The sequence below is a fragment of the Streptococcus australis genome (assembly GCF_040226615.1).
Classification (GTDB): Bacteria; Bacillota; Bacilli; order Lactobacillales; family Streptococcaceae; genus Streptococcus; species Streptococcus australis_E.
In genome coordinates this window covers 15,770-38,694 of the sequence record NZ_JBCOAT010000005.1, presented here as the reverse complement: position 1 = coordinate 38,694, position 22,925 = coordinate 15,770, and the positions used below count along the sequence as shown (strand labels likewise).

The following is a 22,925-nucleotide window of genomic DNA, read 5'->3' as shown; positions in this document are numbered from 1 at the left end:
CGATATATTGCACTGTATTTCAATTCAAACTCTACCTTTTTCTCTACCTTTTTCTCACCTAGTTTAGCTATGTTTTTAATCAATAGTATATAATATAAAAAAGGAGAAACAATCGTGGAAAAGAAAGCTAATATATCTAAAGACAAAATTTATCGTTACACACTGTCTCGAACTTGGGACTCTACAAAACCTACAGTTTTATTTATTGGATTAAACCCTTCAATAGCAGATGAAAATATTGATGATCCTACAGTTACTAGATGCATAAATTTTGCAAAAGATTGGGGATATGGGACTTTACTTATGGCTAATTTATTTGCTTTTAGAAGTACTTATCCGAAAGAAATATATTTAATTGATGATCCTATAGGAAAAGATAATGATCATTATATTTTAGAATGTGTAAAACAGTCTGATTTAATAATTGCTTGCTGGGGAAACAATGGTACTTACATGGATAGGGAAAAAATTATTAAAGAACTAGTACCAAATCTCTATTGCCTTCAGAAAAACAAGAATGGAACCCCACATCATCCCCTTAGACTCTCTAGAGATATTAATCCAATACCATTCAATTTCTAATATCGTTTTTCCGAAAAATAGATCTTTTTCTGAAAAAAGAAAAATGCACTCGAAAATGCAATATTTCGTCAGAAAAAAGAAAATAGGTCACCTTTTTCCTTTCCTTTGTTCTGCACGTGTGCTACAATAATTGTAAAGAAAAAAGAGAACTGTTGGCCCAGTTCTCTTTGGATAGCTACTTTGCAGTGGCTCATATTGTTCGCATCGCCTTTGAAAAGGCGATTTTTTTAATGGACTTTTTAGTCCTTTTTTTGTCTGAGCAATGATATGATCGCAATCACGACCATTATCAACTCATAAGCAGTCATCTGCTTACACGCCTTTCATCCTTAATTCGAATGGGACGCTCCTCTTGAGAGCGATGTGTATTTCATACGCATCACCAACTTTCTAGATGATTGATGCCACCGCCTCGTAGCTATATTTATATTATACAACAAGCTTTTGAAAAATTCTCTTTTTGGTTGCTAATTTGAGCATAAAAAAAAAGCAAATAAACGAAAAAACACAACATGTTGTATTTGTGATCAATTAAAAAAGCATTATATCAAGGGTTTCTGATTTTTTTATTTTTATAAAATCTATATCTTGTGGTTTACAAGATAATCACTTATTTAAGATATTTCTAGGAAGGATATTCACTTATAATCTTTTAAATGCATTAAACACAAATTAGATGTAACTATCTATAGACAAATAGAAAAAGCAGGAAAATCCTGCTTCTTTTCTATTTGTCTAGTTTTTCGAGAGCATAATTAACTTCTTCTTCAGTGAAGTTCTCGAAGTTAAGCAATTGATCTTTGAGCCCTTCTGTTGATAGAGCAAGTGTTTCTTGATATGATTTTGCTTTGGCCAAGGCTTGTTCTTTCCAGTTGATTTTTGCGTTATCGACAGCATATGTTGCTTCTTCTTCAGTGAATTGTTCGAACTCAATTAGCTGTTTTTTCATTCCTTCTTTTGAAAGGTGGATTGTGTCAGCGTAAGATTTAGCTTTTTCGATGGCTACTTCATTCCAATCTACATCGAGATTATCAACGGCATATTGAGCAGCATCTTCTGGGAATTTTTCAAACTCAGTAAGCTGTTTTAAGATTCCTTGTTTTGAAAGGTGGATTGTGTCAGCGTAAGATTTAGCTTTTTTAAGAGCGTTTTTGAATTCAGTTGATACGTTATCATCTTTTTTAGCTGAACTCTGTTCAGTCTTAGCTTCAGAACCTTTTGAAGATGAGTTGCTATCAGATTTTGGAGAGCAAGCAGTTAAAGCAATCGCAGAAAGCCCAATGAGGGCAAATGTAGTAATCTTCTTCATAATATTTCCCTTTTGTCAGCTTTTAATGTGGTTCAGTCTTGCACATTTTTGTTTACTATATTGATTATAATATATGTGTGATTAAAAAGCAATAGTTTGTTTGAAATTACAAATTAAATTTCAAGTTGTGTTTTATAATCCTGATAACCATATCTAGAAAAATCTTTTTTCAAAACTGTAAGCCATGATATTATAGTGATATCAATGATGATATCGGGGTGATACTATGAGTGATAACAAAATGTTCTTTTTTATACAATCATTTGTCAAATTAAGCTAGACAAAAAAACCTCTAGCCATTAGCTAGAGGTTTCGATTTAGTTAGGTTTATTGGTTTGAAAGTTTACGTTTCAATAAGATAGCCCCTGATAGAACAACTGCTCCTAGGACAATGAATCCAGTAGCTGCGACTTCACCTGTACTTGGGAGAACTTTCTTCCGACCTTTACCTTTGCCATCGCCGGTACCTTCAGTTGTTGAAGATGACGGAGTTGGTGTTGGAGTAGGAGTTGTCGTTGAAGTTGTAGTCGGTTCTTCGCTTGTAGTCGTAGTTGTTGTTGTTTCGCCTGTAGTGGTTGAAGTGGTTTTATCTTCTTTGGTTGTAGTAGTTGAAGATGTAGTCGGTTCTTCAGTTGTAGTCGTAGTTGTTGTTTCACCTGTAGTGGTTGAAGTAGTAGTTGTGGTGGTTGTAGTCGTTGTAGTAGTAGTGGTTGTTTCTTCCTTCGGATTTACGATCGTTTTAGTTACTGAGTGATCGGCTCCGAAATCTTCAGCATTGACTTCCGTATCTGCAGATTTAATACTGTATCCTGCCGGTGCTTCTGTTTCAGTTAAGATATATTTATCTTTTAACAAGGCATTGACTGTAATGTTCCCGTTTTCGTCGGTTACATACTCACCGATGACTTGGTTATTTGCCTGGCGTACGACCTTGAATTTGGCACCTTGAAGGGGTTGGTTGGCATCGTCTACTTTGTGGATATTGATGGTAAATACATAACCGACACCAGAGCCACCAGCGATTTGTACAGCTGCAGCATTGGTTACTTGTTTCACCTCTGTATTTTTACCTTTTAAGATTGCATCGTTTTTTAGGAGTTCGCCATCTGCAGGTTGGTAGTTAAGTTGAACATCATAAGAAATACGGTATTGATCGTTTTCAGTGATGTCGCCTAAGTCAATTACAAAAGATTGACCGTCTTCACTGATCGTCACCTTGTGTTGGTCAGTGACATCTGTTCGGTTGCTAAATTGCCACTCACCTTCAACAAAGGCAAAGGTCCCTTTCACCACCTTGATGCTACCAGGTACATAAGAAGCGTTGGTGAATTTCATATGGTCTTCGATGGTCACGCTATTGATATTTTCTTTGGTTCGGTTGACAGAAATGGTATAAGATACCGTTTTGTGATCTTCTGAATTGACCCAGCTTGTCTTTGTCAAGACTTTGGGATTACCGTCTCCAACGCCTTTGAAAGTCACCTTTCCACCGATTTTTAGTTCATTGTTAATGGTGATTTCAATCGGAACTTCTCCTTTTTCAGGGTGCTTCTTGAAATCAATTCGTGCATAGAAGAAGAAGGAGCCGTTTGTGTCAGAGTGTTTTTCAACATAGTCTGTATAGGTGAGGGAAATCGATTTTTTTGCAGCATCTACGGTTGCATGAGCGATGACCTCGTTGGTGTTAACATCTCGAATCTCGAAGCTGTCTGAAGAAATGATGAGGGCATCTGGCACAGTCACGACGGTGGTGTCCCCTGCCTTGACATTTTTTCCAGCTAAATCGTAGGTGGCATTAATTCGGAAAGTAGCCCATTGCTCCAACTCCCAAGTGAGATCTCCACCTTCGTTATTGGTGACGTTGACACTGGTAATCGTGTCCGCAAATTTTCCTGTTACCGAAACAGTCGATGTTTCAGCAGAAGATCTATTCAAACCTAAAGTGAATAGGGTGGCTAGTAAACAAAAAACAAATGGGAAAATCCAAAATTTCTTTTTATCCATAAATTTCTTCCTTTTTCATAAAATGGGTGTTTAATAAACAATCCTACTCTTAGTTCAACTAAGACGATCAGTAGGTTTCCAAAAGATGGAGTCGTTATTAAACGACACGGTATTGCGACAGGTTAATCGGTTGTTAGTTATGGTGTTGTTAAGAATAAAATCCTCCCTTTGTTCAAACAATCACAAGATCGTCTTCTTAGATAGATTGTAGCACAAAAAGCACCTTATTTCAACAGTATAACTTTGATTGTTAAAATAAAAATGAGTATAAAATAGATAGGTTAAATAGTTGAAAGGAGACGATCTTGAAATAGCTTTCAAAACCCTCTTTTTGAAGCAGTAAGTATTGCTTTTTCTCTAAAAAAGCGTATAATCAAAACCATACTATTTAAAGGGAGTCTCTATGAAGAAGAGTTTTATTCACCAACAAGAAGAAATTTCATTTGTAAAAACAACATTTACCCAATATTTGAAAGACAAACTAGAAGTTGTCGAAGTTCAAGGTCCAATCTTGAGCAAGGTAGGAGACGGAATGCAGGACAACCTATCCGGAGTGGAAAACCCTGTCTCTGTAAAGGTCTTGCAAATTCCTAATGAAACTTATGAAGTGGTTCATTCCCTTGCAAAATGGAAGCGTCATACCTTAGCGCGATTTGGCTTTGGGGAAGGGGAAGGTCTCTTCGTCCATATGAAGGCTCTTCGACCAGATGAAGATTCTTTGGATGCGACCCACTCAGTTTATGTTGATCAATGGGACTGGGAAAAGGTCATTCCAAATGGGAGCCGTAACCTAGCCTACTTGAAGGAAACGGTTGAAAAAATCTACAAGGCCATTCGTCTAACAGAGTTAGCTGTCGAAGCTCGCTATGATATTGAATCAATCCTGCCGAAGCAAATCACCTTTATCCACACAGAAGAGTTGGTAGAGCGTTATCCTGACTTGACGCCGAAAGAACGGGAAAATGCCATCACCAAAGAATATGGAGCTGTCTTTTTGATTGGGATTGGTGGCGTCTTATCAGATGGCAAACCGCACGATGGACGGGCACCAGACTATGACGACTGGACAACAGAAACCGAAAATGGCTACAAGGGCTTAAATGGGGATATCCTTGTTTGGAATGATAACTTAGGGGCGGCATTCGAATTATCTTCTATGGGGATTCGGGTTGATGAAGACACCCTCAAGCGCCAGGTTGCTATTACAGGAGATCAGGATCGTTTAGAATTGGAATGGCACCGTGCGCTCTTGAATGGACTCTTTCCACTAACTATCGGAGGTGGGATTGGTCAATCGCGGATGGCTATGTTCTTGCTTCGTAAGAAACATATCGGAGAAGTCCAAACCAGCGTCTGGCCGCAGGAAGTTCGCGAACAATATGAAAATATCTTATAAGATAGTTGAAAGTAAAGAAACGAAAGAAATCGAGCCTTGCATGTGATGCGGGCTCGATTTTTATGGGCTGGAGAAGTTCCCTTTTTCTATTCCTGATGCGCTTGTAGGCTGATTTTATCGCTTGAGCGCTGTCACGGACTAGAAATTATGATAAAATAAATAGTACAAAGCAAGCAAAGGAGTGGTATCTATGAAATTACAAAAACCAAAAGGAACCCAAGATATCCTGCCACAGGAATCCGCTAAGTGGCAATATGTAGAAGGATTTGCTCGCGAAACCTTTAAAAAATACAATTACGCAGAGATCCGCACACCTATTTTTGAACATTACGAGGTGATTAGTCGTTCAGTAGGGGATACAACGGATATCGTGACCAAGGAGATGTACGACTTCTATGATAAGGGTGATCGTCATATCACTTTGCGTCCGGAAGGGACAGCACCAGTGGTCCGCTCCTATGTTGAAAATAAACTCTTTGCACCAGAGGTTCAAAAACCAAGCAAGGTCTATTATATCGGTCCTATGTTCCGCTATGAGCGCCCTCAGGCTGGCCGTTTACGTCAATTCCACCAGATTGGCGTAGAGTGTTTTGGATCTAGCAATCCAGCCACAGACGTCGAGACGATTGCCATGGCTGACCAATTCTTCAAAGAAATTGGAATTGAAAATGTCGTCCTCCACTTGAATACCCTTGGTAGCACAGCCAGTCGGGCAGCTTACCGTCAAGCTTTGATCGACTACCTCCTTCCAATGAAGGACCAACTTTCAAAAGATAGTCAACGTCGTCTAGAAGAAAATCCGCTCCGCGTCTTGGACTCAAAAGAAAAAGAAGACAAGCAAGCGGTTGAGAATGCTCCATCTATCCTAGACTACTTGGACGAAGAAAGCCAGGCACACTTTGATGCCGTACGGGCTATGCTAGACGGTCTCGGAATTGACTATGTCATCGATACCAATATGGTACGTGGCCTAGACTACTACAACCACACAATTTTCGAGTTCGTGACAGAAGTAGATGGGAATGAGTTGACCGTTTGTGCGGGAGGTCGTTACGATGGCTTGGTAGAATATTTTGGTGGACCAGCAACACCAGGTTTCGGTTTTGGGATGGGACTTGAGCGTCTCTTGTTGATCCTCGATAAACAAGGAGTTGAGCTTCCTGTTGAGACGTCATTGGATGTCTACATTGCTGTGTTGGGTTCAGAAGCAGAAGTAGCTGCCTTGGAATTGGTTCAGGCCCTTCGTCGTCAAGGCTTCATCGCAGAACGTGATTACCTAGGCCGTAAGTTGAAGGCTCAGTTCAAGTCAGCTGACGTCTTTGGGGCCAAAACTATCATTGCCTTAGGTGGTAGCGAGGTTGAAAGTGGGCAAATCACCGTCAAAAACAACCAGACTCGCCAGGAAATGACCACGTCCATCGAAGAAGTAAAAAAAGATTTTCAGACTATTTTGAATCAACTATAAAAAGAAAAGACGGATGCCGAGAAGGTGTCAGTCTTTTTGCATGTCCTCTACTTTCTCCTTGTGGAGAAAGCTGACAGCTGGGCCCATTTTTGATATACTAGTAGGGTATGCATGTGCCCTTTAGCACTTGCAATTCTAGTAAAGGAAAAAACACGGTATGAGTGAAAAAGAAAAAGAATCGCATAAACTTGGCTTGAGTGTCGGGTCCAATTTTCAAGATACTCAAGAGCTACGAAAGGTATTGGAACAATCAATTAGCCGGGAAGAAGAAGTTTTGACGGCTAGTCAACCGGTGGAATCAGAGCAGAACCAGGAAGAGAGCCAGGTTGCTGGAGAAGCGGTGGAAACAGAAGCTTCGACCGGAACTCTAAGTCGCCTATCACAATCTGGTCATCGTCGCAAAGAGAAGGTTGAAGCGAGATCGAAAGACCAAGAGGATGTAGAAGAGACATTAGAAGAGCAAGAAGATGAAAAGTCGTTGGGGCGCTATGCCATTAAGCGACCAGTTCCCTTGTCACTACCAATTGCTCTTAGTGTCCTACTTGGGCTGGTCCATGTAGCCCTTCCTTTTATCAACTTACTGGCGACCAATCAGCAAACCCAGGACTTATATGCCGGTTGGGCAATGTCTCAAGGTCAAGTTCCCTATGGTCATTTCTTTGGGGTCAATGGCTTGCTCTACTACGGGATCAGCGGTTTAGGAAGTTTGGTAGGAGGTCAAGTTCTCCTGGTGGTCTTCCAGATTTTAGCCTACTTTTTTGCTGGGACGAGCCTGTATCGGATGGTCAGAAGCTTAGTTGCAAGTGAAAAAATTGCAGGACAAGTCCAGCTGCTCTTCTACCTACTTGCTGGAGTGCTTGGATTTGGCGGCAATTACGCTGTCTTTTATGCCCTACCCTTCCTATTTGGCTCTATGAATTTCATTCTCGCTTATCTAGAGGGTGAGAAAACAGATGAATCCTTTGTCGCTTATGGCGCAGGAGCCTGTTTGGTATTTATGATGGTGCCATGGCTGAGTGTGATTTTTTATCTGCTTGCCTTCCTTGGATTGACAGCCTATCATGTGAAGCAAAAGAAATTTTCCCACGGCTTCTATCAATTCCTTGCTGCCCTCTTGGGATTCTCTCTTCTTTTCTATCCCTTAGGCTACATCACTGTGTGGAACGGCTCCTTTGGGTATGCAATTCATCAGACCTTATATAGTCTCCGCTCCCTCCAGTTTGATGTGGGGCACCTATTTGCCAACCTGGTTTATTACTGTTTATTGCTGTTGACCCTTGGTTTCGCTTCAGCTTTCGTCATGTCTTTCCGAAAAGTATCGACAAGCGGTCAACGTGTGATTCGGTTTATGAGTTGGTTTGGTCTTCTGCTGGTTGCCACTGTTGTGGTTGGGACACCAGAGCAAGGGGCCTATCAGTTCCTTAGCTTCTTGCCTTTTGGTCTCCCTTTGTTCGCTCTTTGGTTTGCGGGAGAAGAGTCCACTTATCAGCGCCGGAAGATGAAGAACAATTCTATCTGGGACCTTTATTTCTCCAGTCAAGCCTTCTTACCGTTTTTGGCAATGGCTTATCTAGTTGGCTATCCAGTTGTGAATCAATTTGTTCTCCAAAACAACCTAGCGAGTGAACGAAGCACCATTGCCCACTATATCAAGAGTCATAGTGATTCCAAGGATACCATCTATGCTTGGGATCAGACGGCCCATCTCTATCAGGAAAGTGGTCGCCTGGCATCTTCGTCCCTCCTAACTCCGACGGCCTATCTAGGTCCGAGGGAAAATCGAACCAATCTGATTAATCAGATTAAGCAAGACAAGCCGAAGTTTATTGTGGTCAATAAGGACCTAGATGTAACGTCTGCTCTGCAAAAAGTTTTAACTAAAAATTATGAAAAAGTGAACCAGAAAGGTTCCCAGTATACCTTGTACCAATATAAATAGACTATCAATATCTTGTGGTTTTGAAATGAAATAACATTTTGTGCCACAAGATATTGATTTTTTATTTTTGAGTGATATAATATGGAGTGAATTCTATTTGTATAAAAAAGAAAGTGGGCGAGCGTATGATAACGTTACGAGAAGAGCATATCCAAAGTCTCCCCCAACTCTTTGTGGAAAAGAGAGATGGGCGGAAGGTCAAGTTTGATGTCGATAAAATTTACCGTGCTTTGGTCAAAGCGACAGAAGAAGTGGCCGGTCTCACTCCAGCCTTGGAAGCGAAATTAGAAACCGTAACAGACCGGATTGTGGCTGAAATTTTGGAACGCTTCCCTCGTGGCGTAAAAATCTACGAGATTCAAAATGTCGTTGAACACGAGTTGCTGCAAGCCAATGAATATGCGATTGCCGAGAGCTATATTACCTATCGCACGCAGCGTGATTTTGAGCGCTCAAAGGCAACGGATATCAACTTTACCATCGGCAAGCTACTCAACAAGGACCAAGCTGTCGTTAATGAAAATGCCAATAAGGACAGCGACGTTTTTAATACCCAGCGCGATTTGACAGCAGGAATTGTCGGCAAGTCTATTGGTCTTAAAATGTTGCCCAAACACGTAGCCAATGCCCACCAAAAAGGGGATATCCACTACCATGATTTGGATTATAGTCCTTACACTCCGATGACCAACTGTTGTTTGATCGATTTTGAAGGCATGCTACGCAATGGTTTTAAGATTGGGAATGCAGAAGTAGAAAGTCCTAAGTCCATCCAAACTGCAACGGCTCAGATCTCGCAAATCATTGCCAATGTAGCCTCTAGCCAGTATGGGGGTTGCTCAGCAGACCGGATCGACGAGGTCTTGGCTCCTTATGCAGAAAAGAATTATCAGAAGCACTTGAAAGATGCAGAGGAGTGGGTTCTCCCTGAAAAACGCGAGGACTATGCTTGGCAGAAAACGAAAAAGGACATCTATGATGCCATGCAGTCCTTGGAGTACGAGATCAATACCCTCTTTACCTCAAATGGGCAAACGCCCTTTACTTCGCTTGGCTTTGGTCTTGGAACCAATCGCTTCGAACGGGAAATTCAAAAGGCCATTCTGGAAATTCGAATCAAGGGACTTGGTTCAGAACACAGGACCGCTATTTTCCCTAAGTTGATTTTCAGTTTAAAAAGAGGCCTCAACTTAGAACCAGGTAGTCCCAACTACGACATCAAGCAGTTGGCCTTGGAATGTGCGACCAAGCGCATGTACCCAGACGTTTTGTCTTATGACAAGATTGTCGAGTTGACGGGTTCCTTCAAGGTGCCCATGGGTTGTCGCTCTTTCCTCCAAGGGTGGAAGGACGAAAATGGCGTTGAAGTCAATTCTGGTCGGATGAACCTAGGGGTTGTGACAGTCAATCTCCCTCGGATTGCCTTGGAGTCAGAAGGGAATAAAGAAAAGTTCTGGGAAATTTTTAATGAACGGATGAACATCGCTGAAGATGCCTTGGTTTACCGGGTGGAACGCACCAAAGAAGCGACACCAGCTAATGCGCCGATTCTCTACCAATATGGGGCTTTCGGGAAACGCTTGGGCAAGTACGATCAGGTAGATCAGCTCTTCTGTCATCGCAGAGCAACTGTTTCTCTTGGCTATATCGGACTCTATGAAGTTGCAACCGTCTTTTATGGTCCAAATTGGGAAGCAAATCCAGAAGCCAAACAATTTACAATCGCCATCATCAAGGATATGAAGAAGCGGGTCGAAGAATGGTCCGACCAGTATGGCTACCACTTCTCGATTTATTCGACGCCGTCAGAAAGCTTGACAGATCGCTTCTGTCGCCTGGATACGGAGAAATTTGGTCAGGTTCCGGATATCACAGACAAGGAATATTACACGAATAGTTTCCACTACGATGTTCGCAAGAACCCAACTCCATTTGAGAAACTGGATTTTGAAAAAGTCTATCCAGAAGCAGGGGCCTCCGGTGGCTTTATCCACTATTGTGAATACCCAGTACTCCAACAAAATCCAAAAGCCCTTGAAGCGGTTTGGGATTATGCTTATGACCGGGTCGGCTATCTCGGAACCAATACACCAATTGACCGTTGCTACAAGTGTGATTTTGAAGGGGATTTCACACCAACCGAGCGGGGCTTCACCTGTCCAAACTGTGGCAATAGTGATCCTAAGACGGTCGATGTGGTCAAACGGACCTGTGGCTATCTAGGAAATCCTCAAGCCCGTCCGATGGTTAATGGACGTCATAAGGAAATCGCTGCGCGGGTCAAACACATGAATGGGTCCACGATTAAATCAGCTGGACACCAAGTGACAGATTAGAAAAGGAAGATTATGGGAAAATACCAACTAGACGATAAGGGCAAGGCCCAGGTTCAACGATTCCACGAGAAACATTCGACAGGTGGAATCAATAAAAAAGACCGGGTGACCAGCCTGAGAGAGCAATTTTTAAAAAAAGCTAAGAAAAAATAAAAGTGAGAGTTCGCTCTCGCTTTTCTCGTATGGGGGGAGGTAAAGATGGAATTACGCAGACCAACATTAGCAGATAAAGAAACCATTCTAAACATGATGGCAGAGTTCGAAGAGACCCAATCGACCCACAATGGAGGATTTTGGGATACTGAGAACTTTGACTACGAAAAGTGGTTGGAAACTAGCCATAATAAAGAAATGGGAATAGGATTGCTGGAAAATCGCGTTCCATCAATTCAGTTCGTTTTGTTTGATGAATCAGGCCATGCTTTAGGTTTTTTGAATCTACGGCTGAGACTAAATGAGGGCTTACTGAATCATGCTGGCCATATTGGCTATTCCATCCGTCCTTCTGAAAGGGGCAAAGGATATGCCAAGGAAGCTCTTCGTCAAGGCCTACAAGTGGCCAAAGATAAGAACATCCATCGTGCTCTGGTGTCTTGTAGCACAGAAAATCCAGCAAGCCGAGCTGTTATCTTAGCCAATGGAGGCCAATTGGAGGATGTGCGAAATGGTACCGAACGGTATTGGATAGAGGTGGAGTAGAAGGATGACATGGAATACACCAAAACCAGGCGAGTGGAAGAGTGAAGAACTGAGTCAAGGTCGGATCATCGACTACAAGGCTTTCAACTTTGTCGATGGCGAAGGGGTCCGCAACTCCCTTTATGTGGCCGGCTGCATGTTTCACTGTGAGGGCTGTTACAATGTAGCGACCTGGTCTTTCAAGGCGGGTATTCCCTACACCAAAGAGTTGGAAGAGCAGATCATGGCCGATCTGGCCCAACCCTATGTTCAGGGCTTGACCCTACTTGGGGGAGAGCCTTTTCTGAATACTGGCATCCTGTTGCCTTTGGTCAAGCGTGTGAAAAGAGAATTGCCTGACAAGGATATCTGGTCTTGGACCGGCTATACCTGGGAAGAAATGATGTTGGAGACACCGGACAAACTAGAACTGCTTTCGCTGATTGATATTCTGGTCGATGGACGCTATGATAAGAGCAAACGCAACCTCATGTTGCAGTTCCGAGGCTCTTCCAACCAACGGATCATCGATGTTCAACAATCTCTCAAAGAAGGAAAAGTTGTCATCTGGGACAAGCTCAATGACGGCAAGGATTCCTATGAGCAAATAAAAAGAGACTAGCAAGACTCGGATAGCCATTATAAAGATGGAGGTTTCGTGGTTCTTCAGTTTGCAAGAAGTGGGCTCTTTTTCAGACAATTTCATTCTCACTGATAAAATTCAGAAGGATTCATGGTATAATGGAATAGATTGTACGAAAGTTAGAGTAATCTAACTCGTACATTTAAGGAACAGAATGAGGAAATTGACATGACATTAGTTTATCAATCAACGCGTGATGCGAAAAATACCGTAACAGCCAGCCAAGCGATTTTGCAAGGTTTGGCGACAGATGGCGGTTTGTTTACTCCAGTGAGCTATCCAAAGGTAGATTTGGATTTTGACACATTAAAAGATGCTTCTTACCAAGAGGTGGCTAAGCTGGTCTTGTCAGCCTTCTTGGATGATTTCACAGCAGAAGAGTTGGACTACTGTATCACCAACGCCTATGACGGCAAGTTTGATACACCAGCCATTGCCCCTCTTGTTAAGCTTGATGGCCAATACAACTTGGAACTCTTCCATGGTTCAACTATTGCCTTCAAAGACATGGCCTTGTCTATCTTGCCATACTTTATGACAACTGCTGCTAAGAAACATGGCTTGGAAAACAAGATTGTCATCTTGACAGCAACATCTGGGGACACTGGAAAAGCTGCCATGGCAGGCTTTGCAGATGTACCAGGTACTGAAATTATCGTCTTTTATCCAAAAGACGGTGTCAGCAAGGTGCAAGAATTGCAAATGACCACTCAGACTGGTGATAATACTCATGTCATCGCCATTGATGGAAACTTTGATGATGCACAAACCAACGTGAAGCATATGTTCAACGATGTGGCCCTTCGTGAGAAATTGGCAGCCAACAAGTTGCAATTTTCATCAGCCAACTCTATGAATATCGGCCGTTTGGTACCACAAATTGTCTACTATGTTTATGCCTACGCTCAGCTTGTTAAAACTGGCGAGATTAATGCTGGTGACAAGGTTAACTTCACTGTACCGACAGGAAACTTTGGAAATATCTTGGCTGCCTTCTACGCTAAACAAATCGGCCTACCAGTCGGCAAATTGATTTGTGCTTCAAATGACAACAATGTCTTGACAGACTTCTTTAAAACTCGTGTTTATGACAAGAAGCGTGAGTTTAAGGTAACCACTAGCCCATCTATGGATATCTTGGTCTCTTCAAACTTGGAGCGCTTGATTTTCCATCTTTTGGGAAATGATGCTGAAAAGACAGCTGAACTCATGAATGCCTTGAATACGCAAGGTCAGTATGAATTGACAGACTTTGATGCAGAGATTTTGGACCTCTTTGCAGCTGAGTATGCGACGGAAGCGGAAACAGCAGCAGAAATTAAGCGTGTTTATGAGTCAGATTCTTATATTGAGGACCCTCATACAGCGGTTGCTTCAGCAGTTTATAAAAAATACCAAGCAGCGACAGGCGATGCGGCCAAGACCGTAATTGCATCAACAGCTAGTCCTTACAAATTCCCAGTGGTTGCGGTGGAAGCTGTAACAGGGAAATCAGGTTTGAGCGACTTTGAAGCCTTGGCTCAATTACATGAAATCTCAGGTGTAGCCTTGCCACCAGCAGTGGATGGTCTCGAAACTGCTCCAGTTCGTCACAAGACAACTGTTGCAGCAACAGATATGCAGGCTGCAGTTGAAGCCTATTTGGGATTGTAAGTGGGAGTCCCAAAATTAGAAAGCAGAAGTCTCTAGGACTTGACTGAATAAATCTCACAATAGTTCTACAAGCAGAACTCAGTTAGGCAACTAGCTGAGTTTCTTTTCATCAGGAGGAAAGTGTGTCACGTCAACAACAAGTAGATCGACAAATTTTAAGAATTGCCCTTCCAGCCATCGGAGAAAACTTTCTCCAAATGCTCATGGGGATGGTAGATAGCTACTTGGTTGCTCAGTTGGGTTTAGTAGCTGTATCGGGTGTATCCGTTGCAGGCAATATCATTACGATTTACCAAGCTATTTTTATCGCTCTTGGAGCAGCGGTCGTGAGTCTCTTATCTAAAAGTATGGGACAAAAAGATCAGAAAGCCATAGCTCGTCAGGCGACTGAATCTATTAAAGTCACGGTTTTATTAAGTTGTATCTTGGGGGTCTTATCCCTCTGCTTTGGCAAGGAATTGATTGCCCTCTTGGGGGTTGAAGCAGCGGTTGCAGAAGCCGGAGGAATTTATTTATCCCTTGTCGGAGGAAGTATTTTGCTTTTAGGTCTGATGACGACCTTGGGAGCCCTAGTCCGTGTGGCCCATAACCCGCGACTACCCATGTATGTCAGTTTGTTGACCAATGTTTTGAATGCTCTATTATCGAGCATCTTGATCTTTGTTTTTGGGCTGGGCATCGCCGGGGCTGCCTTAGGAACGGTTCTCTCTCGCTTATTAGGGGCTTTCTTGCTCTGGCGTCAGGTTCAACTTCCCTTTGCTCCTTTTCGTTGGGGCTTGGATCGAGACTTGCTCTCCCTTGCTTTGCCTGCTGCTGGTGAGCGCCTCATGATGCGAGCAGGGGATATTGTCATCATTGCTATGGTGGCCGTTTTTGGTACTAGAGCGGTAGCTGGGAATGCTATTGGGGAAGTCTTGACCCAGTTCAACTATATGCCGGTCTTTGGGATTGCGACAGCGACAGTCATGTTGGTCGCCAAAAGTTTGGGACAGAATGATTTACAAGGGATCAAGCAAATCATCAGTAGGAGTTTTTGGATTTCCTTTCTCACCATGCTTCCCCTCGCCCTTACCATCTTCTTGTTTGGAAGTCCTTTGACAGCCCTTTACACTAAGGATCCAGGAGCCCTTGCTGCCTCCTTATCCGTCATTTTGTTCTCCTTACTTGGAACGCCTCTGACAGCTGGGACCGTCATCTATACCGCGGTCTGGCAAGGGTTAGGCAACGCGCGTCTTCCCTTCTATGCGACCACTATCGGCATGTGGGTGATTCGGATTGGCTCAGGTTATCTGATGGGGGTTAGCCTCGGTTGGGGCTTGCCAGGGATTTGGGCTGGTACCCTTTTGGACAATGGATTTCGCTGGATTTTCTTAAAAACACTCTATCATCGGACATGGAAGGAATAAAATGTATGACACGAGCTTTTATTTGGGATTTGGATGGAACTCTTTTGGATTCTTATGAAGCTATTTTAGATGGGATTGCTGAGACTTATGCGCATTACTCTTTGGACTTTGATCGAGAAGTGGTCCATGCCTTTATCCTTCAACAATCCGTCCAGGCACTTCTTGAAGAAGTGGCTAGAGAACATGGTTTGGATGCGGAAGAAATGAATCGTTATCGCGCGTCTAGCCTGCGTGAGAAAAATGCCCAAGTGCATCTGATGTCAGGAGCTAGAGACATTCTAGCTTGGGCCAAAGAGGAAGGGATTGTCCAATTCGTCTATACCCACAAGGGGAAAAATGCTTATCCAATTCTGGAAGATCTAGGGATCTTATCCTATTTCCAAGAGGTTGTCACAACGGACAATGGCTTTCGAAGAAAACCAGATCCAGAAGGAGTCGATTATCTAGTAGATAAGTATCAACTGGATCGGAGTGAGACCTATTATATTGGAGATCGAACCTTGGATGTTGATCTGGCAGACAATGCAAGAATCGGGAGTATTAATTTTTTGGATTACAAGCCGGATGTCAATCATGCGATTCGTCATTTGGATGACATTCGCCTCTATTTTGAAGAAGAAAAAAGTTAACTTATTTAACAAAGCTAGGCTTCTTTGTTGCTGGAATGGCGCTATGAAAAGAATCCGTAAACAATTTGTTTTGGAAATGAAATAATTCCTTAAGAAATCTTTAAGATAAATCCGATATAATAAAACCATAAACAAAGACCTCCTAACTTTGTTTATGAAATCCTAAAACTTTTCTTTTTCATAATAATCTCCCTAAAAGGCCACCAAATCCGGTGGTCTTTTACTTTGCTTTTCTTAGGGCTACGATGGCAAGGGCTCCATCTTCAGTTACCGGTCTGCAGCAAAAAACAACTGCATGCTTTGCGCCTCAGCTTTTAGTTTTCTTAAAGCTTTCTATAAGGAATGGTTTAGGTTTGAGCTGTATACTAAACTCATCCAATAAGAAATGAGGTACAGAAAATGAAAATCTCAGTTAATTATCCAAAACGCTTTAAGAAATTGCCACAACAAGGTTCTTGCTACGGCGAATAAACACTTCTCTTCATTTTTCATAAGAAATTCCTAAAGAAGGCTCTACCCGAAAGGGTAGAGTTTTTATGTACCAGAGACCTTATGATTCGTGGTATAATAAGCTTATGGAAAAAAAGAACAAATTACTACTCATCGACGGGTCTTCCGTCGCTTTTCGTGCCTTTTTTGCACTTTATAATCAAATCGATCGCTTCAAAAATGCCAATGGGTTGCATACCAATGCGGTCTATGGTTTTAACCTCATGTTGAGCCATCTATTGGAGCGCATCCAACCAACCCATGTCCTCGTTGCTTTCGATGCAGGCAAGACGACTTTTCGGACGGAGATGTATGCCGACTACAAAGGAGGCCGGGCAAAAACACCAGATGAATTCCGTGAGCAGTTTCCTTTTATTCGCGAGCAACTGGATCATTTGGGAATCCGCCATTATGAGCTGGCCCAGTATGAGGCGGATGATATTATTGGAACGCTTGATAAGATGGCAGAAGCGACCTCAGTACCCTTTGAAGTCACCATTGTCTCTGGGGATAAGGATTTGATCCAGCTAACGGATGACAATACGGTGGTTGAAATCTCCAAAAAAGGAGTGGCAGAGTTTGAGGAATTCACTCCAGCCTATCTGAAAGAAAAGATGGGACTGACACCAGAGCAGTTTATTGACCTCAAGGCCTTGATGGGAGATAAGTCGGATAATATCCCGGGTGTCACCAAAATCGGAGAAAAGACAGGGATCAAACTACTCCTAGAGTATGGCTCTCTCGATGGCATTTACGAGCATATCGATGAGATGAAGGCCTCTAAGATGAAGGAAAACCTTATCAACGACAAGGAGCAGGCCTATCTGTCCAAGACTCTCGCGACCATCGATACCAATGCCCCCATTGAGATTGGCCTGGATGATATCACCTATACGGGCCCCCATCTAGAAAATCTCGCCAAGTTTTATGAGGAGATGGGCTTCAAGCAACTCCGTCAGGCCTTGGATCTCAGTGGAGAAGAGGCGGCTCCTGTAGCCATTGACTATACAGAAGTCGAGCAAGTCACTTCAGATATGCTTACGGAAGATAGTTTCTTCCATTTTGAGATTTTTGGGGACAATTACCATACGGAACCCATTATCGGCTTTGCATGGGGGACAAAAGGTCAGCTCTACGCAAGTACAGATACTGGTCTTTTACAAACACCGATTTTCAAAGAATTTCTCGAAAAAACGCCCCTCAAGGTCTATGACTTTAAGCGGGCCAAGGTCTTGCTTAGCCACTTAGGCATTACCTTGCAAAAGCCGGCTTTTGATAGTCGATTGGCCAAGTATCTCTTGTCGACCGTAGAGGACAATGAAATTTCAACCATTGCGAGTCTCTATAGTCAGATTGCACTACCGCTGGACGAAGTCGTTTATGGCAAGGGAGCCAAAAAAGCTATCCCAGAAAAGGCGGTCCTATTAGAGCATTTGGCACGAAAGGTCGCTGTTCTACTGGATACCGAAGGGCCCATGGTGGAGCAGTTGCAAGCCCATGACCAATTAGATTTGCTCTATGATATGGAGCAACCACTAGCAGCTGTTTTGGCCAAGATGGAAATCGCAGGGATTAAGGTAGAGCGCCAGACCCTCAAAGACATGCAGGTGGAAAACGAAGCAGTCTTGGAGCGCTTGACTCAAGAAATCTACGAGCTTGCTGGAGAAGAATTTAACATCAATTCTCCAAAACAATTGGGCGTCATCCTCTTTGAAAAATTGGAACTTCCTCTTGAATATACGAAGAAGACCAAAACCGGCTATTCAACAGCCGTCGATGTCTTGGGACGCCTAGCTCCAATTGCACCGATTGTATCTAAGATTCTTGAATACCGCCAAATCGCAAAAATCCAGTCTACCTATGTGGTGGGCTTGCAAGAGGCTATCCTAGAGGATGGAAAAATCCATACCCGCTATGTGCAGGATTTGACGCAGACAGGCCGTTTGTCCAGCGTGGATCCCAATCTGCAAAACATCCCTGTCCGTTTGGAACAAGGCCGTCTTATTCGCAAGGCCTTTGTCCCAGAAGAGGAAAACAGTGTCTTGCTCAGTTCGGACTATTCACAGATCGAATTGCGCGTCTTGGCCCATATTTCGGGAGATGAGCATTTGATTGATGCCTTTAAACATGGGGCAGATATCCATACATCGACTGCTATACGGGTCTTCAATATTGAAAAACCAGAAGATGTGACGCCGAATGACCGTCGCAATGCAAAAGCAGTAAACTTCGGTGTGGTTTATGGAATTTCCGACTTTGGACTGTCTAATAATCTAGGGATCAGTCGAAAAGAAGCCAAGGCCTACATTGAAACCTATTTCGAACGCTACCCTGGCATCAAGAACTATATGGAAAGAGTGGTACGGGAAGCGCGTGACAAAGGCTATGTAGAAACTCTCTTCAAGCGTCGTCGGGAGATTCCAGATATCAATTCTCGCAACTTCAATGTTCGAGGCTTTGCGGAGCGGACGGCTATCAACTCACCCATCCAAGGATCGGCAGCCGACATCTTGAAAATTGCTATGATCCACTTGGACCAAGCGCTAGAAGCAGGGGCATATAAGACCAAGATGCTCCTTCAGGTCCACGATGAAATTGTTCTGCAAGTACCAAGTGAGGAACTGGTAGCAATCAAAGAACTCGTCAAAGAGACCATGGAATCCGCTATTGAACTTGCGGTACCACTGGAAGCCGATGAAAACGAAGGCAAAACATGGTATGAAGCCAAATAAGATTGAGTTTGTCCAAAAAAGAAAGCGGTAGGAGACTTTTCAGTTTCCTACCGCTTTTAATGACTAACACTTGCAATGCCCTTCGTATTGTTATACTATTTAAAGAAAGGAAACGCATACAAAAGGAGATTCATATGGCTTATTCATTTCGCAATCCTAGTGATGGCATTATCAAACATTACCTAGAAACCAGTAAAATCATTGCTGTAGTTGGATTATCTGACCGTGAAGAGACGACTAGCCATCGTGTCAGCAAGGAGATGCAAGAGCGGGGCTACCGGATTATTCCCGTTAATCCTCGTGCAGCCGGTGGCCAAATCCTTGGAGAAACGGTGTACGCTAGCCTGCAGGAAATTCCTTTCCCAGTAGATATCGTCGATGTTTACCGTCGCAGTGAGTTTTTGCCAGATGTAGCGCGTGACTTTATCGAGTCGGATGCGAAGATTTTCTGGGCGCAACTAGAGCTGGAAAATCAAGAAGCAGAAGAAATCCTTCGTGGAGCTGGACGAGAAGATATCGTCATGAACCGCTGTATCAAACGCGAGCATACTCGCTTGGTCTTAGGAGAAGGATAGCCTTTGGTTTATCTCAGAACCTCTCGTCTTTCATTCAGTGATTAAACTGATACGAGAGATGAAATAAATACAGACGGATTTCCCTAACAGAGAAAAAAGAACCCACCTAGTGCTTTGGAGAATGGCTCCAATCGAAGGTGGGTTTTCTTGTTTCCTTTGTTAATCAAGTGGATTAGACTTTGGTAGATCCGGCGCCTTTTGCTGGAAGCGACTGTCCTCCTGCATCCGTTTTTGAAGGAGGGTATGGTAGAAGATGATTTGGCAACTGGTTGCATAAGGTTTAACATAAAAATTCGCCATTCCTAAAGTGAAAAAAGATAGAATTTGCCAACCGAGCAGACTCAAATCAAGAACGAGGCGGTGGCTCTTAAAGCCGTTCATCTCTTCCTTACTTTGGCGGAGGATAGACATGGGCCCGTCATAGGTTCCTGTCATCAGTCGACTATATAGGATCAATTCGACCAAACTATACTGGTAATAAAAAGGGAGGAAGAGCAGGAGCCCAACCAGAGCCATTAAGAGGCCGGTCGTCATCGTTGGAGCTAACTTAAGAATTGCTTGAACTTCTGGAGTATCCGCTCTAAGGGTAGACGTAGTGGAGGAGGATTCATTGATAGTGAGAACGTGATAGCTGACCACCGTTAAGAGAAGTTGACTCACATAGAGGAGGCTCCCCCACAAAGACAGGATAACTTGCTTAATGAATAGCGTCAAAAACGCAGGTGTAAAATACTGGCTCTGAAAGATGGTGAAGATACCAAAGTTCTTTTCTCCCTTGCTAGAGGCAGAAATCAAAAAGCGAAAAGTTGCCCCTAAATAGAGAAAAGACAGGATAAAACCAACAATCGCAGGGAAAATCTGCCGACTTAGAAGAAAGAGCATCCCTTCTCTAAGTTCCATGTGAGCAAGTGTTTCAGTGATGTCTGTCCCTGTCAACATGTAACTTGCAAGGATTGTCAGGAAAGTTGGCAAGGCAAAGTAGGAGAAGACTTTGGGATGTTGCAATTGCAGCTGACGAGCTTGAGCACGAACCAATTTGATATTCATAATGTCCTCTTTCATGGTAGTAGTACCCTTTATTATAACACAAGTCCGTGACAGAGCTGGTAAAATTTGGTACAATCGTACAGGTGCTCACAGGAGATCCTGTGACAGGAATAAGAAGGCTGGGACTGTTTTTCCCAGTACGGAGGTAACCATGACAGATTCACCGATTCAATATCGATTAATCAAAAAAGAAAAGCATACAGGAGCTCGTCTGGGAGAAATTATCACCCCCCACGGGACCTTTCCAACTCCAATGTTTATGCCTGTAGGGACTCAGGCAACCGTTAAGACCCAATCGCCAGAAGAACTCAAAGAAATGGGTTCAGGAATTATTTTGGCCAACACCTACCATCTCTGGCTTCGTCCGGGGGACGACTTGGTCGCAAAAGCAGGAGGACTGCACCAGTTCATGAACTGGGACCAGCCCATTTTGACAGATAGCGGAGGCTTCCAGGTCTATTCACTAGCGGATGCCCGCAATATCACCGAAGAAGGGGTAACCTTTAAAAACCACCTCAATGGTTCGAAGATGTTCCTCTCCCCAGAAAAGGCCATCTCGATCCAAAATAATCTAGGGAGCGATATCATGATGTCCTTCGATGAATGTCCTCAGTTCTATCAACCCTATGATTATGTGAAGAAATCAATCGAACGGACCAGTCGTTGGGCAGAACGTGGCCTGAAGGCTCATCGTCGCCCTCATGATCAAGGTCTTTTCGGGATTGTCCAAGGGGCTGGATTTGAAGACTTGCGCCGTCAGTCTGCTCAAGATTTGGTCAGCATGGACTTTCCAGGCTATTCTATCGGTGGGTTAGCTGTCGGGGAAAGCCATGAAGAGATGAATGCCGTGCTGGATTTCACAACTCCACTCTTACCAGAGAACAAGCCACGTTATCTCATGGGAGTAGGAGCTCCAGACAGTCTGATCGATGGTGTAATTCGTGGAGTGGACATGTTTGACTGTGTCTTGCCGACGCGGATTGCGCGAAACGGCACCTGTATGACTAGTCAAGGACGTCTGGTGGTGAAAAATGCGCAATTTGCAGAAGACTTTACACCGCTAGATCACGAGTGTGATTGCTACACTTGTAAGAATTACACCCGTGCTTATCTTCGCCACCTCCTCAAGGCAGATGAGACCTTCGGCATTCGCTTGACCAGCTACCACAACCTCTACTTCTTGATTAACCTCATGAAGCAGGTCCGTCAAGCCATCATGGATGACAATCTTTTAGAATTCCGTGAGCATTTCGTCGAAAAATATGGCTATAACAAATCAGGGCGGAATTTCTAGGAAAAGCTAAATAGGAAGAAAAAAGACCACAGCCATCTGAGAATAATAGGAATAACTGATAGACGCAGTGGTTGATTGGTATCTTTGGAGCTTAACAAGCTCCAAAGATAACCTAATCAACTGTGCGGGGGCGAGACGACGAACAAATTTGGAAATAAATTTGTTCTGTCTCGCTCCCTTTTTCTATATAACAGCAACTTTCTTAGCACGCTTTTTCTTTCGAAAACACTTTCATCAAAAAAACGAAAAAAATCTGCTCAAATTCCTTGCATTGGGGCTTTCATTGTGTTAAACTACTATGGTGCTGTGAAAAACAGCTATTAGCTTTGATGCAAGAGGTTGCGACACGCTCGGTTGCATTGCCACGCAACGCGCGTCGGTTTTCTTGCGGAGCTAGCCTATTATCTTAAATAGACGAAAAGGAGAAAAAGATGGCAAACAAAAAAATCCGCATCCGTTTGAAAGCGTACGAACACCGTACACTTGACACAGCGGCTGCAAAAATCGTAGAATCAGCTACTCGTACAGGTGCACAAGTTGCGGGACCAATCCCACTTCCAACTGAGCGTAGCCTCTACACAATCATTCGTGCGACTCACAAATACAAAGATTCTCGCGAACAATTCGAAATGCGTACACACAAACGTTTGATCGATATCATCAACCCAACTCAAAAAACAGTTGACGCTTTGATGAAATTGGATCTTCCAAGTGGTGTAAACGTAGAAATCAAACTTTAATCTAAAGC

The 22,925-nt window shown here is 43.2% G+C and carries 18 protein-coding genes; 15 read left to right on the top strand and 3 right to left on the bottom strand.

What is annotated here, in order from left to right; all coding sequences use genetic code 11:
* The first annotated feature begins 114 nt into the window (after positions 1 to 114).
* Positions 115 to 582 (top strand): DUF1643 domain-containing protein, encoded by a 468-nt coding sequence (locus ABT997_RS05810; protein ID WP_350018951.1) that lies wholly within the window; start codon positions 115 to 117, stop codon positions 580 to 582.
* A gap of 727 nt (positions 583 to 1,309) precedes the next feature.
* Here ABT997_RS05810 and ABT997_RS05805 read toward each other — a convergent pair.
* Together ABT997_RS05805 and ABT997_RS05800 are read right to left on the bottom strand one after the other, a co-directional pair.
* A complete protein-coding gene (locus tag ABT997_RS05805; protein ID WP_238656768.1) occupies positions 1,310 to 1,891 on the bottom strand; it encodes an Ltp family lipoprotein in 582 nt (193 codons plus the stop codon).
* A 327-nt stretch (positions 1,892 to 2,218) separates the two neighbouring features.
* Positions 2,219 to 3,895, bottom strand: a complete 1,677-nt coding sequence (locus tag ABT997_RS05800) for an Ig-like domain-containing protein (protein ID WP_350018950.1) — start codon at positions 3,893 to 3,895, stop codon at positions 2,219 to 2,221.
* 403 nt (positions 3,896 to 4,298) lie between these two features.
* Here ABT997_RS05800 and asnA point away from each other — a divergent pair, with 403 nt between their 5' ends.
* From asnA to ABT997_RS05740, 12 genes are all read left to right on the top strand, one after another.
* Entirely contained in the window at positions 4,299 to 5,291 is a 993-nt protein-coding gene (gene asnA, locus ABT997_RS05795; RefSeq protein WP_048692049.1) for an aspartate--ammonia ligase, read from the top strand.
* Positions 5,292 to 5,481: 190 nt separating this feature from the next.
* Entirely contained in the window at positions 5,482 to 6,756 is a 1,275-nt protein-coding gene (hisS, locus tag ABT997_RS05790; protein WP_129270518.1) for a histidine--tRNA ligase, read from the top strand.
* A 157-nt stretch (positions 6,757 to 6,913) separates the two neighbouring features.
* Positions 6,914 to 8,695, top strand: coding sequence for an MFS transporter (locus ABT997_RS05785; protein ID WP_350018949.1), 1,782 nt, complete (start codon positions 6,914 to 6,916; stop codon positions 8,693 to 8,695).
* Positions 8,696 to 8,820: 125 nt separating this feature from the next.
* Positions 8,821 to 11,031, top strand: coding sequence for an anaerobic ribonucleoside-triphosphate reductase (nrdD, locus tag ABT997_RS05780; RefSeq protein ID WP_350018948.1), 2,211 nt, complete (start codon positions 8,821 to 8,823; stop codon positions 11,029 to 11,031).
* 12 nt (positions 11,032 to 11,043) lie between these two features.
* On the top strand, positions 11,044 to 11,184 hold the full coding sequence (locus ABT997_RS05775; RefSeq protein ID WP_154854760.1) for a hypothetical protein: 141 nt from the start codon (positions 11,044 to 11,046) through the stop codon (positions 11,182 to 11,184).
* A gap of 45 nt (positions 11,185 to 11,229) precedes the next feature.
* Positions 11,230 to 11,730, top strand: coding sequence for a GNAT family N-acetyltransferase (locus ABT997_RS05770; protein WP_154854763.1), 501 nt, complete (start codon positions 11,230 to 11,232; stop codon positions 11,728 to 11,730).
* A 4-nt stretch (positions 11,731 to 11,734) separates the two neighbouring features.
* Entirely contained in the window at positions 11,735 to 12,331 is a 597-nt protein-coding gene (gene nrdG, locus ABT997_RS05765) for an anaerobic ribonucleoside-triphosphate reductase activating protein (protein WP_154854766.1), read from the top strand.
* Between the two features lie 189 nt (positions 12,332 to 12,520).
* Positions 12,521 to 14,005, top strand: a complete 1,485-nt coding sequence (gene thrC, locus ABT997_RS05760) for a threonine synthase (RefSeq protein WP_154854769.1) — start codon at positions 12,521 to 12,523, stop codon at positions 14,003 to 14,005.
* A 122-nt stretch (positions 14,006 to 14,127) separates the two neighbouring features.
* The gene (locus tag ABT997_RS05755; protein ID WP_129822756.1) at positions 14,128 to 15,411 is read left to right on the top strand and encodes an MATE family efflux transporter; all 1,284 of its coding nucleotides are present in this window, start codon (positions 14,128 to 14,130) and stop codon (positions 15,409 to 15,411) included.
* Positions 15,412 to 15,416: 5 nt separating this feature from the next.
* On the top strand, positions 15,417 to 16,040 hold the full coding sequence (locus ABT997_RS05750; RefSeq protein WP_129822755.1) for an HAD-IA family hydrolase: 624 nt from the start codon (positions 15,417 to 15,419) through the stop codon (positions 16,038 to 16,040).
* Positions 16,041 to 16,615: 575 nt separating this feature from the next.
* Complete coding sequence (gene polA, locus ABT997_RS05745; protein ID WP_350018947.1) at positions 16,616 to 19,261, top strand: DNA polymerase I; 2,646 nt, start codon at positions 16,616 to 16,618, stop codon at positions 19,259 to 19,261.
* A gap of 134 nt (positions 19,262 to 19,395) precedes the next feature.
* On the top strand, positions 19,396 to 19,836 hold the full coding sequence (locus ABT997_RS05740) for a CoA-binding protein (RefSeq protein ID WP_154854775.1): 441 nt from the start codon (positions 19,396 to 19,398) through the stop codon (positions 19,834 to 19,836).
* A 159-nt stretch (positions 19,837 to 19,995) separates the two neighbouring features.
* Here the strand turns inward: ABT997_RS05740 and ABT997_RS05735 are convergent, their stop codons facing one another.
* Positions 19,996 to 20,883, bottom strand: a complete 888-nt coding sequence (locus tag ABT997_RS05735; protein WP_350018946.1) for a DUF975 family protein — start codon at positions 20,881 to 20,883, stop codon at positions 19,996 to 19,998.
* Positions 20,884 to 21,034: 151 nt separating this feature from the next.
* Here ABT997_RS05735 and tgt point away from each other — a divergent pair, with 151 nt between their 5' ends.
* On the top strand, positions 21,035 to 22,177 hold the full coding sequence (tgt, locus tag ABT997_RS05730; protein ID WP_350018945.1) for a tRNA guanosine(34) transglycosylase Tgt: 1,143 nt from the start codon (positions 21,035 to 21,037) through the stop codon (positions 22,175 to 22,177).
* Between the two features lie 431 nt (positions 22,178 to 22,608).
* Positions 22,609 to 22,917 carry a 30S ribosomal protein S10 gene (gene rpsJ, locus ABT997_RS05725; protein ID WP_003009585.1) on the top strand — a complete coding sequence of 103 codons (309 nt, stop codon included), beginning with the start codon at positions 22,609 to 22,611 and terminating at the stop codon, positions 22,915 to 22,917.
* Positions 22,918 to 22,925 lie beyond the last annotated feature (8 nt).

Excerpts from the sequence above, each read along its gene's own strand:
- nrdG (WP_154854766.1), top strand. The coding sequence starts at position 11,735 with ATGACATGGAATACACCAAAACCAGGCGAGTGGAAGAGTGAAGAACTG.
- ABT997_RS05785 (WP_350018949.1), top strand. The coding sequence starts at position 6,914 with ATGAGTGAAAAAGAAAAAGAATCGCATAAACTTGGCTTGAGTGTCGGG.
- rpsJ (WP_003009585.1), top strand. The coding sequence starts at position 22,609 with ATGGCAAACAAAAAAATCCGCATCCGTTTGAAAGCGTACGAACACCGT.
- hisS (WP_129270518.1), top strand. The coding sequence starts at position 5,482 with ATGAAATTACAAAAACCAAAAGGAACCCAAGATATCCTGCCACAGGAA.
- ABT997_RS05750 (WP_129822755.1), top strand. The coding sequence starts at position 15,417 with ATGACACGAGCTTTTATTTGGGATTTGGATGGAACTCTTTTGGATTCT.
- ABT997_RS05805 (WP_238656768.1), bottom strand. The coding sequence starts at position 1,891 with ATGAAGAAGATTACTACATTTGCCCTCATTGGGCTTTCTGCGATTGCT.
- ABT997_RS05735 (WP_350018946.1), bottom strand. The coding sequence starts at position 20,883 with ATGAATATCAAATTGGTTCGTGCTCAAGCTCGTCAGCTGCAATTGCAA.
- asnA (WP_048692049.1), top strand. The coding sequence starts at position 4,299 with ATGAAGAAGAGTTTTATTCACCAACAAGAAGAAATTTCATTTGTAAAA.
- ABT997_RS05775 (WP_154854760.1), top strand. The coding sequence starts at position 11,044 with ATGGGAAAATACCAACTAGACGATAAGGGCAAGGCCCAGGTTCAACGA.
- ABT997_RS05740 (WP_154854775.1), top strand. The coding sequence starts at position 19,396 with ATGGCTTATTCATTTCGCAATCCTAGTGATGGCATTATCAAACATTAC.
- tgt (WP_350018945.1), top strand. The coding sequence starts at position 21,035 with ATGACAGATTCACCGATTCAATATCGATTAATCAAAAAAGAAAAGCAT.
- ABT997_RS05770 (WP_154854763.1), top strand. The coding sequence starts at position 11,230 with ATGGAATTACGCAGACCAACATTAGCAGATAAAGAAACCATTCTAAAC.
- nrdD (WP_350018948.1), top strand. The coding sequence starts at position 8,821 with ATGATAACGTTACGAGAAGAGCATATCCAAAGTCTCCCCCAACTCTTT.
- ABT997_RS05800 (WP_350018950.1), bottom strand. The coding sequence starts at position 3,895 with ATGGATAAAAAGAAATTTTGGATTTTCCCATTTGTTTTTTGTTTACTA.
- polA (WP_350018947.1), top strand. The coding sequence starts at position 16,616 with ATGGAAAAAAAGAACAAATTACTACTCATCGACGGGTCTTCCGTCGCT.
- thrC (WP_154854769.1), top strand. The coding sequence starts at position 12,521 with ATGACATTAGTTTATCAATCAACGCGTGATGCGAAAAATACCGTAACA.